This is a genomic window from Synechococcus sp. CBW1002 (assembly GCF_015840915.1).
In the GTDB taxonomy this organism is placed as follows: Bacteria; Cyanobacteriota; Cyanobacteriia; order PCC-6307; family Cyanobiaceae; genus CBW1002.
Map to the genome: position 1 here is coordinate 216,824 of NZ_CP060398.1, position 13,439 is coordinate 230,262.

At 69.5% G+C, this 13,439-nt stretch carries 12 protein-coding genes; 7 read left to right on the forward strand and 5 right to left on the reverse strand.

The features are described from left to right. Positions 1–101 precede the first annotated feature (101 nt). The gene (locus tag H8F24_RS01105; RefSeq protein ID WP_197169690.1) at positions 102–1,193 is read left to right on the forward strand and encodes an IS630 family transposase; all 1,092 of its coding nucleotides are present in this window, start codon (positions 102–104) and stop codon (positions 1,191–1,193) included. On the opposite strand, the gene H8F24_RS01110 is transcribed toward H8F24_RS01105, so the two are convergent. Both H8F24_RS01110 and H8F24_RS01115 read right to left on the reverse strand, forming a co-directional pair. Next, on the reverse strand, positions 1,190–4,051 hold the full coding sequence (locus H8F24_RS01110) for an RNA helicase (RefSeq protein WP_197156864.1): 2,862 nt from the start codon (positions 4,049–4,051) through the stop codon (positions 1,190–1,192). The genes H8F24_RS01105 and H8F24_RS01110 overlap by 4 nt on opposite strands. A gap of 9 nt (positions 4,052–4,060) precedes the next feature. After that, entirely contained in the window at positions 4,061–5,149 is a 1,089-nt protein-coding gene (locus H8F24_RS01115) for a bile acid:sodium symporter family protein (RefSeq protein ID WP_231598009.1), read from the reverse strand. Positions 5,150–5,198: 49 nt separating this feature from the next. Between H8F24_RS01115 and H8F24_RS01120 the strand changes: the two genes are divergently transcribed. The 5 genes from H8F24_RS01120 (at position 5,199) to bioA (ending at position 10,437) form a co-directional block, all read left to right on the forward strand. Continuing rightward, complete coding sequence (locus tag H8F24_RS01120) at positions 5,199–6,425, forward strand: aminotransferase class I/II-fold pyridoxal phosphate-dependent enzyme (protein WP_197156866.1); 1,227 nt, start codon at positions 5,199–5,201, stop codon at positions 6,423–6,425. Beyond that, positions 6,422–7,222 (forward strand): alpha/beta fold hydrolase, encoded by an 801-nt coding sequence (locus tag H8F24_RS01125; protein ID WP_197170610.1) that lies wholly within the window; start codon positions 6,422–6,424, stop codon positions 7,220–7,222. Before H8F24_RS01120 ends, H8F24_RS01125 begins: the two co-directional genes overlap by 4 nt. Next, complete coding sequence (locus tag H8F24_RS01130) at positions 7,219–8,028, forward strand: methyltransferase domain-containing protein (RefSeq protein WP_197170611.1); 810 nt, start codon at positions 7,219–7,221, stop codon at positions 8,026–8,028. The genes H8F24_RS01125 and H8F24_RS01130 overlap by 4 nt, the downstream gene beginning before the upstream one ends. A gap of 84 nt (positions 8,029–8,112) precedes the next feature. Continuing rightward, entirely contained in the window at positions 8,113–8,841 is a 729-nt protein-coding gene (gene bioD, locus H8F24_RS01135) for a dethiobiotin synthase (RefSeq protein ID WP_197170612.1), read from the forward strand. A gap of 279 nt (positions 8,842–9,120) precedes the next feature. Next, the gene (gene bioA / locus H8F24_RS01140; RefSeq protein WP_197171899.1) at positions 9,121–10,437 is read left to right on the forward strand and encodes an adenosylmethionine--8-amino-7-oxononanoate transaminase; all 1,317 of its coding nucleotides are present in this window, start codon (positions 9,121–9,123) and stop codon (positions 10,435–10,437) included. A gap of 15 nt (positions 10,438–10,452) precedes the next feature. Here bioA and H8F24_RS01145 read toward each other — a convergent pair whose 3' ends face one another. Further along, complete coding sequence (locus H8F24_RS01145) at positions 10,453–10,653, reverse strand: DUF3143 domain-containing protein (RefSeq protein WP_304623213.1); 201 nt, start codon at positions 10,651–10,653, stop codon at positions 10,453–10,455. Further along, positions 10,559–11,278 (reverse strand): J domain-containing protein, encoded by a 720-nt coding sequence (locus H8F24_RS20000; protein ID WP_304623203.1) that lies wholly within the window; start codon positions 11,276–11,278, stop codon positions 10,559–10,561. The genes H8F24_RS01145 and H8F24_RS20000 overlap by 95 nt, the downstream gene beginning before the upstream one ends. Before the next feature lie 85 nt (positions 11,279–11,363). Between H8F24_RS20000 and H8F24_RS01155 the strand changes: the two genes are divergently transcribed. Further along, positions 11,364–12,191, forward strand: a complete 828-nt coding sequence (locus tag H8F24_RS01155) for a 16S rRNA (guanine(527)-N(7))-methyltransferase RsmG (RefSeq protein ID WP_197170614.1) — start codon at positions 11,364–11,366, stop codon at positions 12,189–12,191. A 5-nt stretch (positions 12,192–12,196) separates the two neighbouring features. On the opposite strand, the gene H8F24_RS01160 is transcribed toward H8F24_RS01155, so the two are convergent. Beyond that, positions 12,197–13,372, reverse strand: coding sequence for an aldo/keto reductase (locus H8F24_RS01160; RefSeq protein WP_197171901.1), 1,176 nt, complete (start codon positions 13,370–13,372; stop codon positions 12,197–12,199). Positions 13,373–13,439 lie beyond the last annotated feature (67 nt).

Sequence of the window (13,439 nt, forward strand, 5' to 3'; positions counted from 1 at the left end):
GTTCCCGGGTTGAATGGCCCTTGACGGGGTTTTTCAGCAGTCTCCTAGTGTGCCGTCCCGGAAATAACAGCTAGAATCGAGAGTGTCACCCGAGGTGCCTTGTGGCGCTTGGTCGTCCGATGCCTCCGCTGGTCCTCAGCGAGGACGAGGTTCAGCAGTTGCGGGCCCTTGCAAATTCCCGGTCGTTGCCGCATTCGATCGTGCAGCGCGCTCAGATCGTGCTGGCCTGCGGTGCCGGCGAGACCAACACCGCCATCGCCAAACGGATGGGGCTGACGGGGATGACCGTTGGCAAGTGGCGCAAGCGGTACCGGGAGCTGGGCCTGGAGGGCCTGCATGACGAGCTGCGGCCGGGTAGGCCTCGCACCTACGAGGACGACACGGTGGCGGAGGTGATCAACCGGGCACTGCAGACCAAGCCCACCGATGGCAGCACCCAGTGGTCTGCGCGCTCCCTCGCGGCTGCCACCGGCATCTCCAAAACCACCGTTCACCGCTGGCTGCAGACTTTCTCGGTCCAGCCCCACCGGCAGAAGTCGTTCAAGCTCTCCACCGACCCGTTCTTTGTGGAGAAGGTCCGCGACATCGTCGGCCTGTACCTGAACCCTCCGGATAAGGCGATGGTGCTCTGCGTCGACGAGAAGACGCAGATCCAGGCACTGGACCGCACCCAGCCGCTGTTGCCCATGGGCCTGGGTTACGTGGAGGGCGTCACCCACGACTACATCCGCCACGGCACCACCACGCTGTTCGCTGCTCTGGATGTGGCAACAGGCGAGGTGATCACCCAATGCAAGCCCCGCCATAGGCATCAGGAGTTCCTGGGGTTCCTGCGCCAGATCGAGAAGTCGGTCCCCGAGGAGCTTGATGTCCACTTGATCGTCGACAACTACTGCACCCACAAGCACGCCAAGGTGAGGGCCTGGCTGGCGCAGCGGCCCCGCTTCCACGTGCACTACACACCGACCTACGCCTCCTGGATCAACCAGGTGGAGCGTTGGTTTGGGATCATCACCCAGCGGGCGATCCGACGCGGCAGCTTCTCCAGCGTCAAGGAGTTGATCTCCAAGATCGAGCAATTCGTGGCGGCCTACAACAAGACCAAGGCGCCGTTCAACTGGACGGCCACAGCGGATTCAATCCTGGAGAAGCTCCAGCGACTTTGCTCGCAGATCTCCGGGACGGCACACTAGAGGGTAGGGCTGTCCCCAGGAGCCACAACCACAGCCTCACTTGCTACCGCCGACCCAGATCCAGATCCCGCCGGGGCGGCAGCCTGTTCCACCAGATCCTCGATTTCGCAGACGGGGAAGCGGTTGATCGCCTGCAGGGCACGGCGGGAGTTGCGGCGCAGCTGCTCGCTGATCGCCTCGCAATAGGGAATCTGGGCGAGCAGATCCACCGTGCGGCGCAGGATGCGCACCACGTCGCCTTCATCGAGGGAGGTGCTGGCGATCACATCGGTCCAGCTGGCCCCTCGGGCCCAGGCCTCCACCAATCCCGTGAGTTCGGGCTCCCACCAGACCGGCACCACCACCTTGCCGCGCTCCTGCTGGCGCTGCAGCTCCCGCCGCAGGCCGCGCAGGTCGTGCAGGGCTTCCTCCACCGCCGGTGGCGGAGGGAAGGCGCACCAGAGATCGGGGCGATTCACCTCCGTGGAGATCGCCTCGAGCACCGCGGCCAGCTCGGCGGGGTCGAGCCCATCGAGATGGCCACTCATCAGAGCGAGCCCCAACCAGAGCTCGTTGTCGCCCCGCAGGGCCGCCACGGTGCGGCCCACTTCCGTGGGCTCCAGCCCCTCCGCTCCATCCAGCCCCCCGAAGAAGCGCAGGATGTCGATCAGGGCCAGGAACGTATCCCAGTGGCGGTTGGAGCGGTGATGCAGCAGCGTCTGGCGCTCCTCGATCTCCACCGCGAGCTCCTCCATGCGGCGATGGTGCTGCTTGAGCCGCTTGCGGTCGCCCCAGCGATGGGCCGGATGCAGCTCCAGCTCCTGCTCGAGCTGCTGCACCAGCCGCGCCTGCTCCTGCACCTCACCGGCCAGGTCGAACTGGGGGGTGCTCATGTCGTGGCGACGGGCCATCGAAGCCACCGCCAGGGCCAGACCACCGCTGGCCTGGTCGCCATGGCGCAATTCACCCTGATGCTGCAGCTCTGGTGGATCCAGCTGGCTCACCTGCAGGCAGCTGAGCTCGGCATGCAGGCTCACCACGGCATTGCAGGGGAGCAGCAGCCACTGGTTCTCATCGGTGAGGCAGAGCAGCAGGGGGAACTGGCCGGGTCCGGGCACCTTCCGCACGATCACCGCCGGTGTCACCCGGCCCCGCAACTGGGGCGCCCGCAGGCTCACCAGGGTGCCTTCGCTGGAGAACTGCAGCGCCAGGGTGAGTTCGTGCACCAGGGTCTCCTCGGCCTGGTGCTGCAGGATCCGCAGCAGGCGGCGCTCCTCGCGCAGGCGGCCGCGCTGCTTCTCATAATCTTCGAAGTCGTCCCAGGGCACATCGCCGCTGCCGGCCTCCAGGGAGGCGAGCTGGGCCCCCAGTTCGGCAATGCGGGCCTCGTCGTCCGCCAGGTCGAGGGTGGCGAGATACCGCCCGAAACTGCGTTCCACCAGCTCCCGCGCCTTGGCCAGGTCGTAGCGCTGCAGCAGGTTGAGCACCATGCCGTAGCTGGGCGTGAACTGGCTCACCAGCGGATCGGCCGGGCTGGTGGCCAGAGCCCCCGCTTCCCGCACCCCCTCGAAGCGGCTCTGCACCGTCACCACATAGCCCTGCACATCGAGGCCGCGCCGGCCAGCCCGGCCTGCCATCTGCAGGAACTCGCTGCCCATCAGCGGGCGGTGGCCCCGCTCGGTGCGCTTGGACAGCGAGGAGATCACCGTGGTGCGGGCCGGCATGTTGATGCCCGCCGCCAGGGTTTCGGTGGCAAACACCACCTTGATCAGGCCCTGCTGGAACAGATCCTCGATCAGCTCCTTCCAGGCCGGCAGCACACCGGCGTGGTGGGAGGCGATGCCCCGCAGCAGCGGTTCGTCGTGCCCCTCCCGCACCGCCTCCGGCGTAGCGGCCACGTAAGCCTCAAGGCGCACCGCAATCCGCGCCTGTTCCTCAGGGGTGACCAGGCAGAGCCTGCCCATGTCGCGCACGCCCTTGTCGCAGCCGCGCCGGCTGAAGATGAAGTAGATCGCCGGCAGCATGTCCCGCTCAGCCATCTGGGCCACCACGAACGCCAGAGGCGGCGCCTCGGGCTGGGGTGGCCGCGGCGGCTTGGGACCCTTGCGGCGGGTGGTCTTGGGAGGCCGCCAGACCTTGCAGTTGGGGTGCAGTCCCGTGCCTTCGTCGTTGAGCAAGGGGTGGAGACCCTTGGCGCTGCAGAAGCTGAAGGCCAGCGGCACCGGCCGGAAGTCGCTGTGCACCAGGCGGGTGGGGCCGTGCACCCGCTCGATCCAGTCGGTGAGCTGGCCGGCATTGGCCACCGTGGCGGAGAGCGCCACCAGCTGGATCGGCGGCGGGCAGTGGATGATCGATTCCTCCCAGACGGTGCCGCGCTGGGAATCATTCATGTAGTGGCACTCATCCAGCACCACCGCCTCGACATCCGCCAGGGGGTCGTCGTCGGGATGGTCGATCTCCGCGTAGAGCATGTTGCGGAAAATCTCGGTGGTCATCACGACGATCTGGGCCTCGCGGTTGAGGCTCAGATCGCCGGTGAGCAGACCCACCTTCTCCGCCCCGAACTGATGGCGGAAATCACGCAGTTTCTGATTGGAGAGGGCCTTGAGCGGCGTGGTGTAAAAGACCTTCTGTCCATGGGCCAGGGCGCGGTGGATGGCGTACTCACCCACCAGGGTCTTGCCAGAACCGGTAGGGGCACTCACCACCACCGAATGCCCCTGATTCAGCGCATCAATCGCCTCGAGCTGGAAGGGATCGAGCGAAAAGGGAAACAGTTGGTCCAGCGCGGGCACTGTCGGAGAGTGACCAGCCTGAGAAAGACCATCCTGGGAGGGACCAGCCTGGGGCGAATCAGCGCGTTGGCCGGGGCTTGGCATGGGCGGATCCTAGGGGCGGGCTGGCCCGGATCCGCTGCGGGAACGCCACCAGGCGGCCAGCAGGCTGCCCAGCACCGCGTGCACCACAGCCGAGATCGCACCGGGCAGGGCCGTGAGTGGGCTGGTGAAGGCCGAGCGGGCCAGCACCACCGCCAGGCCCGAGTTCTGCATCCCCACCTCGATGCTCACGGTGCGGCGCACCGCCAGGCCCGCGCCCCAGCTGCCATAGCCCGCCAGGGCAGGAATCCAGTATCCCAGCAGGAATCCGCCGCCATGGAGCAGCAGCGCCGCCAGCAGCAGCAGCGGCCCCTGGGCCAGCAGGTTGTCGCGCTGGCTCCCCACCACGCTGGCGACGATCAGCACGATCGCCACCACCGCCACCGGCGGCATGAGCGGCTCCACCCGCCGTGCCGCCCGGGGCGTCCAGCGTTTCAAGGCCACCCCGAGGGCCACCGGCAGCAGCACCACCTGCAGCACATCCAGCAGCAGCTTCCAGCCATCCACCGGCACGTAGCGGCCTGCCAGCAGGCTGGTCAACAGCGGGGTGAGTCCAACCGCCAGCAGGGTGCTGAGGGTCGTCATCACCACTGAGAGCGCCACATCCCCGCGCCCGATCAGCGTCACCACATTGCTGGCGGTGCCGCCCGGACAGCAGCCCACCAGGATCAGGCCCACCGCCAGGGCAGGCTCCAGCCGCAGCCCCCAGGCCACCAGCGCCGCCAGAGACGGCATCACCAGGTACTGGGAGAGCACCCCCAGGCCCGCCGCTGCCGGCCGGGCCAGCACCCGCCGGAAATCCGCGAGCTGCAGCCCCAGCCCCATGCCCAGCATGATCACCGCCAGGGCCCAGACGATCGCCGGCCCCTTCAGCCAGGTGAACAGCTGCGGAAACGGCAGCGACAGCAGCGCCGCCGCCAGGGTCCAGACGGGAAAGAGCAGGGTGAACCGTTCCAGCAGCCTCAGGTGCGGCGGCAGGGCGGCGAGCGGCACAGCAGGTTGCCGCGGGGCTGCTTGAGGCGGTGGGGCCATCGACGGCAGATCAATCTTGCCGCCCATCCTGCTCAGCGGAACTGGAAGCACCAGTGCAAGACCCCGCATCAGAACAGGGGACAACGGGCGACAGCCTGGCGCTGCTTAGGGTGGGTGGATGCGGCAGCCAGTGCCGGTGCACGAGCCGATCAGCACAGCCCCCCACTGGCGTGAGCAGCTGATCGCCAGCCTGGCCGCCCTGCCGACCGAACGCCACCGCCGGATCCGCACCTTCCGGCCCGGCGGCAGCGCCGCCTCCTTGCAAGACGCGCACGCGAACGGCACCCCCCTGCTCGATCTGGCCAGCAACGATTACCTGGGCCTGGCGCGCCATCCGGCCCTGGCCCGGGCCGCAACGGCCTGCCTGAACGAGGAAGGCCTCGGTGCCGGCTCCTCACGGCTGGTCTGCGGCAGCCGGCCCATTCACGAAGCCCTGGAGCGGGCCCTGGCCCACTGGCTCGGCCGGGAACGGGTGCTGCTCTTTCCAAGCGGCTTCCAGGCCAATCTCGCCGCGGTGACAGCCCTGGCGGATCGCCACAGCCTGGTGCTGGCCGATCGGCTGATTCACCACTCCCTGCTGGTGGGCGTGCAGGCCAGCGGTGCCCGGCTGCAGCGCTTCCGCCACAACGATCTCCGCGACCTTGACAGGCGTCTGTTGGCGGCGCGCCAGGCCGATCCGGGGCGGCGTCTGCTGGTGCTGAGCGAAAGCCTGTTCAGCATGGAGGGCACCAGCCCGCCAGTGGAGGCCCTGGCACGGCTGTGCGGGCGCCACGGGGCCCTGCTGCTGCTGGATGAGGCCCATGCCCTGGGGGTGCTGGGACAGGGGGGGCGCGGCCTGGCCTGGGGACTACCCGCTGTGACCCTGGTGAGCGGCACCTTCGGCAAGGCCTTCGGTGGGGGCGGTGCCTTCCTCGCCAGCGATGAGCTAGTGGGCGACTGGCTGCTGCAGCGCAGTGGCGGATTCCGTTACACCACAGCCCTGGCACCGCCCCTGGCGGCGGGGGCGCTCGCCGCGCTGGAACTCCTGAAGAACCGGGAAGCCTCTGGCCAGGAGGCCGGCCCGGCGCTGCTGGAGCGGGCCCGGCGTTGGCGCGATGGCCTTGCGGCTGCAGGCTGGCCCAGGCCCGCCGGCCACGGCCCGATCCTGGCGCTGCTGGTGGGAGACGACCAGGGAGCGCTCGACCTCCAGGCCCGCCTTGAAGCCGCCGGCCTGCTGAGCGTGGCGATCCGCCCGCCCACGGTGCCGGAAGGCCAGGCCCGGCTGCGCCTGGTGCTGCGCGAGGATCTGCCGTCGGGCAGCCTGCGTCGCCTGCTGGCGGCCCTCGGTTCACCACCTGCGCCATGACCCTCCAGGTGATCGCCATGCACGGCTGGGGCGGCGACAGCCGGGCCTGGGAACCCTGGCGGCAGCTGGCGGAGCAGCGGGGCTGGCAATGGCAGAGCGGCGAACGGGGCTACGGCTCCCTACCGCCACTGCAACCCACCTGGATCACAAGCGGCGCGGCCGCGGCCGGGCCCCGGGTGCTGATCGGCCACTCCCTCGGCCCCCACCTGGTGCCGGCGACCGTGCTGGCAGCCGCCGATCTGGTGGTGCTGCTGGCCAGTTTCGGGTGCTTCGTGCCGGAGGGCCGCGATCGCCGGCGGCTGCAGCGGGGGCTGGCCGGTATGGCGGCGCCGCTGCAGGCCCACCTGACCAGTGGCAAGGAGAGCAGCGAGCGTGCCGTTCAGAGCATGCTCGCGGCCTTTCTGCAGCAAGCGGCCGATCCTGCTGATGCAGCCCTGCTGCCCCCCGGACCGGAAAGCGACCCGATCACCCCCGCGGGCTGCCGGCGCCTGCTCGATGACCTGGAACGACTGGAACACTGCGACGGCCTGCCGACCGGATTTCCCGCTGCGGCCCAGGTGCTGATCGTGGAGGCGGAGGCCGATCGGATCGTGGTGCCCGCCGCCCGGACCCTGCTGTGCGACGCCCTTCCCACAGCCGCGGTGGAGGTACTGCCCGGCGCCGGCCACAGCCTGCTGCAGACCAACGTGGTGCCGTTGGTGTTCAGCTGGCTGGAGGCCAGGCTGTGCCCGTGGGGCCAGGCAGGGGGGAGCGGTGCATCGGCCTCGGAGCCGGTACCGGCTGGGTCTGCCGAATGACGGATGCCGCGGCCTTCGGCACGACAGCGGCGACGCGATTCGGCTCGCAGGTGCGGCAGCGATTCGCCGGTGGAGCCAGCGACTACGACCAGGCGGCCCATCTGCAGCGCGCGGTGGCTTGGCGGCTGGCACACCACTGCCGCGAGCTGCCGCTGCCGCCAGGCCCCAGAGCAGACCTCGGCGCCGGCACCGGGCTGCTCAGCCGGGCCCTGCTGGAGCAATGGCCCTCGTCTTACGGCTCGCCCCGGCTGCAGCAGATCGATCTCTGCCCCGAACTGCTGGCCCGCAACCCACTGGCCAACGGCCAGGAGCAGCGGGGCTGGGATCTCGAGCGCGGGCTGCCAGCGGAGGTAGAGCCGGCGGCCCTGCTGGTCTCCAGCTTCGCGCTGCAGTGGCTGGAGCACCCGGCGGAGCAGCTGGAAAGCTGGTGCCACAGCCTCGTGCCAGACGGCTGGCTGGCCCTGGCGGTGCCCACCAGCGGCAGCTTTCCCCAATGGCGCGCCGCCGCCGCCGCCGCCGCCGTGCCCTGCACGGCCCTGATCCTGCCGAACGCAGCGGAGCTGTTCGCCGCGACCAAGCGTGGCGGACTGGTGCTGCGGCACTCCCAGGTGCTCCACTTTCAGCGGCCGTGCGTCGACGGGCGCGAGGCCCTGGGACGGATGCGCACCCTTGGCGCTGGAGCCAGCCGCAGCGCGCCACTGTCCCCGGTGCAGCTGCGACGGCTGCTGCGCCACTGGAAGCAGCCCGGTCTTTCTTGGGAGGTGTTGCTGCTGCTCGGCTCTCGCCCCACTGCCGGGGGCAGCTGACGAGGGCAGCTGACGGGGGGCGCTGAGCAGAATCACGCGTGCTGCTGCGGTTCTGCACGCAGTGACGCTGTCTTCGTCAACACGATGCCCGCCATCCACCGCCACGACCCATCCAGCACCGACCCAGGCACGGCCAGCGAAACAGCGAGCTACGACGCCGAAGAGAACCGCAGTGGCCTGGTGATCTGCGGCACCGACACCGACGTGGGCAAGACGGTGGTGAGTGCCCTGGTGGTGCAGGGCCTGGGGGCCCGCTACTGGAAACCGGTGCAGAGCGGCCTGGACGGCGAGGGGGATCGGGGCCGGGTGCAGGATCTGCTGCATCTGCCCCCGGAACGGCTTCTGCCCGAGGCCTACCGGCTGCAGGCACCGGTCTCACCCCATTGGGCCGCCGAGCGACAGGGCCTCACGATCGACCCCGAGCGGCTCAGGTTGCCCGCCGGCGCGGGAGCCCTGGTCGTGGAAACCGCCGGTGGTCTGCTGGTGCCGCTGCGCCGCGACTGGCTGCAGATCGAGCAGGTTCAACGCTGGGGGCTGCCGGTGCTGCTGGTGGCCCGCAGCGGCCTGGGCACCCTCAACCACACTCTGCTCTCGCTCGAAGCCCTGCGGGCCAGGCGGATCCCGGTGCTGGGGCTGGTGCTGAACGGCCCCCTCCATCCCGACAACCCCCGCACCCTCGAAGAACTGGGGGGTGTGCCGATACTGGCGGAGCTGCCGCCGCTCGACCCCCTGGAGGCCAGCGGCCTGCAACGACAGTGGCAGCGTTCCGAGCTGCCCCGTAAGCTGGCCCAATGGGCAAGAAACACCTCTTGATCAGCGGTGCCGTCGCCGTTCTTTGCGGAGCCATCCTGGTGCTCTTCACCGACATTGAAGTGCGGACTGTCCGCTGGTTCAGTTGCGGACCCCTGAGCACCAGCAGAGAAAAAAGTTCGGAAGTCTGCCGCTGATCCCACGGGTCCCTCCCTCTTCCAGGCAGACATCCGCATCCAGCGGTCGAGGATCCCAGTCAGCCATGACATCAGGGAATGAGGAGGACCACCATTCGGTTGTGCTTTGAATTCCTGGCAGCACAGCCGCACCATGCCGATCCGGATGAACGGAACCCAACTCCCTGAGTGTCTGGATCCGGTGGCCTCTCCTGGCTCTTCCTGGCATCCCAATCTCTGGCATCCCACCACTCAGGTGGCCACGGCCGAGCCACCGCTGCGGGTGGTTGCCGGCAAAGGCGTCTGGCTGGAACTGGAGGATGGTCGTCGCCTGATCGACGCGATCAGCAGCTGGTGGGTGACCCTGCACGGTCACGCCGAACCGCGCATCGCCGCGGCGATCGCCACCCAGGCCGTCACCCTCGAGCAGGTGATCTTCGCCAATTTCCGCCACCCCCCGGCCGAACGGCTGGCCGAACGGCTCAGCGCCGTCACGGGGCTGGACCGCCTCTTCTTCTCAGACAACGGCTCCACCGCCGTGGAGGTGGCCCTCAAGATCGCCTGGCAGTGGTGGCACAACCGCGGTGAGCAGCGCTCCCAGCTGATCGCCTTCAGCGGGGCCTACCACGGCGACACCTTCGGGGCCATGGCGGTGGGGGAACGCTCCGCCTTCTCAGCAGCGTTCGAGCCGTTGCTGTTCCACGTAGCCCGCGCCCCCTGGCCCGCCACCTGGTGGGCTGACGCCACGGTGGAGGCCCGCGAGCAGGAGGCCCTGCAGCAGCTCGACAGCCTGCTGGAAACCCCGACCGCCGCCGTGATTCTCGAGCCGCTGGTGCAGGGGGCCAGCGGCATGGCGATGGTGCGGCCGGCCTTCCTGCAAGCCGTGGAACAGCGGGTGCGGCAGGCCGGCGCCCTGTTGATCGCCGATGAGGTGCTCACCGGCTTCGGCCGCTGCGGGGCCCTGTTCGCCAGCCAGCGGGCAGGCATCCAGCCCGACCTGATGGCCCTCTCCAAGGGCCTCACCGGTGGCTTCCTGCCGATGGGGGTGACCATGGCCCGCGAAGGGCTGTTCGAGGGATTCGTGGGGAATCAGCCGGAGCTCACTTTCTTCCATGGCCACAGCTTCACCGGCAATCCGCTCGGCTGCGTCGCCGCCCTGGCCAGCCTCGATCTGCTGGAGGAGAACCCCGATCGCTACCGGGGAATCGAAGAACGCCACCGCCCCCATCTTGAACGGCTGGCGGCCCATCAGCAGGTGAAGCGGCCGCGACTTATGGGCGGCATCGCTGCCTTCGATCTGGGGGCCGAACCGGCCAGTTATTTCAATCCGGCCGGCAAGGAGCTGGCACGGCGAGTGCGGGAGCACGGGGTGTTTCTGCGGCCCCTGGGTTCCGTGGTGTATCTGATGCCGCCCCTGTGCATGGAGGCGGCGGAACTGGACGCCTGCTACGCCGCCATCGCCACGGCGCTCGACGAGGGCTGAGCCTGCGGGTGCCCTTCAGGGCCCAGCCAGGATCGCCGCCTCCACATCGGCGCGGGGCAGTCCGTAGGGGAAGTGCCGCACGCTCTGCTGACCCTCCTGGTGCCAGGTCACCTTGAGTTCGTCAATTTCCAGCACGATCTGGGCGCTCCAGCGGGGCTGGTGCAGATCCCACTGGGATGGATCCGTCCGCGACTGGCTCCCGCCCAGCTGGCGCAGCCACTCCTCCAGTCGGGGCAAGGGGTGCTTGTAGAGAGGGATCTCGGGAGGAATCGGGCTCGCCATCGTCGTGAAGGGCTGCGGCGGTGCCCTCAGTCTGCGACGCAGGTCGCTCGCCAGGCTGCGCGGTGGCTGCTTTGACCGGTGGGAGTTGGGCCGCCTCCACCCACCAGCTGGGGCGCTGGATCATCTCCACCCCCCGGGCCCAGGCCAGCCCCAGGCCCAGCACCAGACTCAGCACCAGGGCACACCCCAGCAACAGCAGTGCGAACCACTCACCCCCGGAGAGAGGACGACGCACCGGCGCCGGCCGGGGCGTGGCGCGCGACGGGGCCGCCGGTCGGCTGACGGGCGCCACCGCCGCCAGGGCTGCGGCACGGCGCAGCTGGGCGTCGTAGGCCTGCCGGCGCTGCGGATCACTGAGCACGGCATAGGCCTCCTGCAGCCGCTGAAACGCGGCCGCGGCCTCAGCCGCGGGCAGGGTGGTGGTGTCGGGGTGGAAACGCTTGCTGAGATTGCGAAAGGATTGCCGCAGGTCCTGGGCGCTGGCGCCCGGATCCAGCTGCAGCAAGGCGTAATGGGTCGGTGTGGGCAGGAGGCTGGAAGGGGTCGTCGGGCTGGGCATGGCCCCAGGGCTTGGCCGCGGCCGCCACGGGGCTGCCGCCAGGATGTGGGGGATCCTAGGGAGAACAGTCCTGGATCCTCCGCCGATGCCGAGCCGGCCCGATGCCCCCACCCCGGAGGATGCCGCCCCGGAGGATGCCACGGCCAGTGCACCTGCCGATACCGCTGCCGGTCCGGCGCTGTGGCAGGCCCTGGGTTGGCAGCCCACGCAGCAGCAGCAGCAGCAGTTCTCAGCGCTCCAGGAGCAGCTGCGCCTCTGGAACGGCCGGCTCAACCTCACCCGCCTGGTGGAGGGCGAAGACTTCTGGATCGCCCAGGTGTTCGACAGCCTCTGGCCCTTCCTGCCGCTGCTTGAGGCCGAGGCGGTCGCTGCCACTGACGCTTCACCCCTGGAGCTGATCGACGTGGGCACCGGCGGCGGCTTCCCGGGGCTGGCGGTGGCGATCGCCCTGCCCCGGGCCCGTCTCACCCTGGTGGATTCGGTGGGCCGCAAGGTGGAAGCGGTCCGGGCCATGGCGACGACCCTGGGCCTGGGCGAGCGGGTGAACCTGCGCTGCGAGCGCATCGAGAAGACGGGTCAGGCGGCCGCCTGCCGCGGTCGTTTCGACTGGGCGATGGCCCGGGCCGTCGCCAGCGCGCCGGTGGTGGCCGAATACCTGGTGCCGCTGCTGCGCCCCAGCGGCCAGGCCCTGCTCTACCGCGGCCAATGGAGCAACGACGATCAGGCCGCCCTGGATCGGGCCCTGGTGCCGCTGCGGGCCCGTTGCGCCCTGAGCCAAGCCCGTGACCTGCCGGCCGGCCGCGGCATCCGCCACGCCCTGATCTTGACCCCCACCGGCCCCTGCCCCCGCACCTATCCGCGGGCGGTGGGACTGCCCAGCAAGCAGCCCCTGGGTACGGCCATCGCCCGCTGACGGGATCAGGGAACCGCCAGACGCTTGGTTGGCTGCCCCCCGACCCGATGACGCAACTGGCGCAGCAGCTCGGGAATCCGCGCGGCCCAGGGGCTCTTGCCCAACACCGCCTGAAGCTCCTGTTCGCTGACGGCGTGATCGAGCTGATCGGCGTTCTCCCCAGGAAACCAGTGGCTGCCGTTGCCCAGCAGCCCATAGCGAGCCCGGGCGAAGCTCTCCAGATCCCAGGCTTCAAGCAGCTCGTACAGCCACAGCAGCACCGGCAGATTGATCTGGCCGGGGGTATGGGTCCAGTCCGGCAGGCCCTGGAACGCGGTGGCCAGCCAGGCCGCACCCAGGCGCTCGCGTCGTGCCGCCTGCAGGCGCTCCAGAATGGGTGGCAGCAGCTCGCCGGCCCGGGGCAACAGCTGCACCGCCTCCAGATGGAGATCCAGATCGGCCGGCCCTGCCGCCCCCACACTGATCGTGTGCACGCCGGGGTCAGCGAGGCAGAAGAGATCGTTGAACACGATCGGATGCAGTGGTTCGCAGAGCTCCAGCAGACGCGGCGACGGACTGTGCAGATGGCCGCCCTTGTCGGTGGGACTGATCACGAACACCCCCATGTCGTGGGCACGGGCCCGATCGATGGCGGGGCGATTGTCCTGGCGGATGAAGTACCAGTGCAGGTTGACGTAATCAAACTGATCGCTCTCGATCGCCGCCAGGATCAGCGGCAAGGGCGCATGGGTGGAGAAGCCCACCGACCCGATCCGGCCCTGCTGCTGCCAGCGGCGCACCACCTCCAGGCAGCCGCCGGGCCGCAGGGTCTGATCGAGATGCTCGGGCAGGTTGATGCCATGCACCGCCAGCAGATCGATGCGGCCGGGGCTGTGGGGATCGTCCAGCCCGAGTCGCCGGAAGCTGCGCTCCAGCTCGGCTTCAAAGGCGGCCGGATCCTCAGCGGGGGGCACCTTGGTCTGCAGAAGCCGATGCGGATCGCTGACCGAACCGAGCAGATCGCCCAATTGACGTTCGGAGGTGCCGTAATGGCGTGCGGTTTCGATGTGGTGCAGGCCCGCTGCCGCCGCCGTCTCCAGGGTGGCGCGCAGATTGGCCTGGCTGGCCGCGGTGATCGCATCGGCCGGTAGATCGCTCCAGCTCTGCTGGAAGCGCATCCCCCCCAGCGACAGCACCGGCATCGCCAGCTCGGTGCGGCCGAAACGGCGGCTGGGGATCGGGGAGAAGACGCTCAAAGAGACGGCAGGT

Bases quoted from the DNA above. Each gene is read 5' to 3' on its own strand.
- H8F24_RS01110 (WP_197156864.1), bottom strand. From the start codon at position 4,051: ATGCCAAGCCCCGGCCAACGCGCTGATTCGCCCCAGGCTGGTCCCTCC.
- H8F24_RS01115 (WP_231598009.1), bottom strand. From the start codon at position 5,149: ATGCGGGGTCTTGCACTGGTGCTTCCAGTTCCGCTGAGCAGGATGGGC.
- H8F24_RS01120 (WP_197156866.1), top strand. From the start codon at position 5,199: ATGCGGCAGCCAGTGCCGGTGCACGAGCCGATCAGCACAGCCCCCCAC.
- H8F24_RS01125 (WP_197170610.1), top strand. From the start codon at position 6,422: ATGACCCTCCAGGTGATCGCCATGCACGGCTGGGGCGGCGACAGCCGG.
- H8F24_RS01130 (WP_197170611.1), top strand. From the start codon at position 7,219: ATGACGGATGCCGCGGCCTTCGGCACGACAGCGGCGACGCGATTCGGC.
- bioD (WP_197170612.1), top strand. From the start codon at position 8,113: ATGCCCGCCATCCACCGCCACGACCCATCCAGCACCGACCCAGGCACG.
- bioA (WP_197171899.1), top strand. From the start codon at position 9,121: ATGAACGGAACCCAACTCCCTGAGTGTCTGGATCCGGTGGCCTCTCCT.
- H8F24_RS20000 (WP_304623203.1), bottom strand. From the start codon at position 11,278: ATGCCCAGCCCGACGACCCCTTCCAGCCTCCTGCCCACACCGACCCAT.
- H8F24_RS01155 (WP_197170614.1), top strand. From the start codon at position 11,364: ATGCCGAGCCGGCCCGATGCCCCCACCCCGGAGGATGCCGCCCCGGAG.
- H8F24_RS01160 (WP_197171901.1), bottom strand. From the start codon at position 13,372: ATGCCGGTGCTGTCGCTGGGGGGGATGCGCTTCCAGCAGAGCTGGAGC.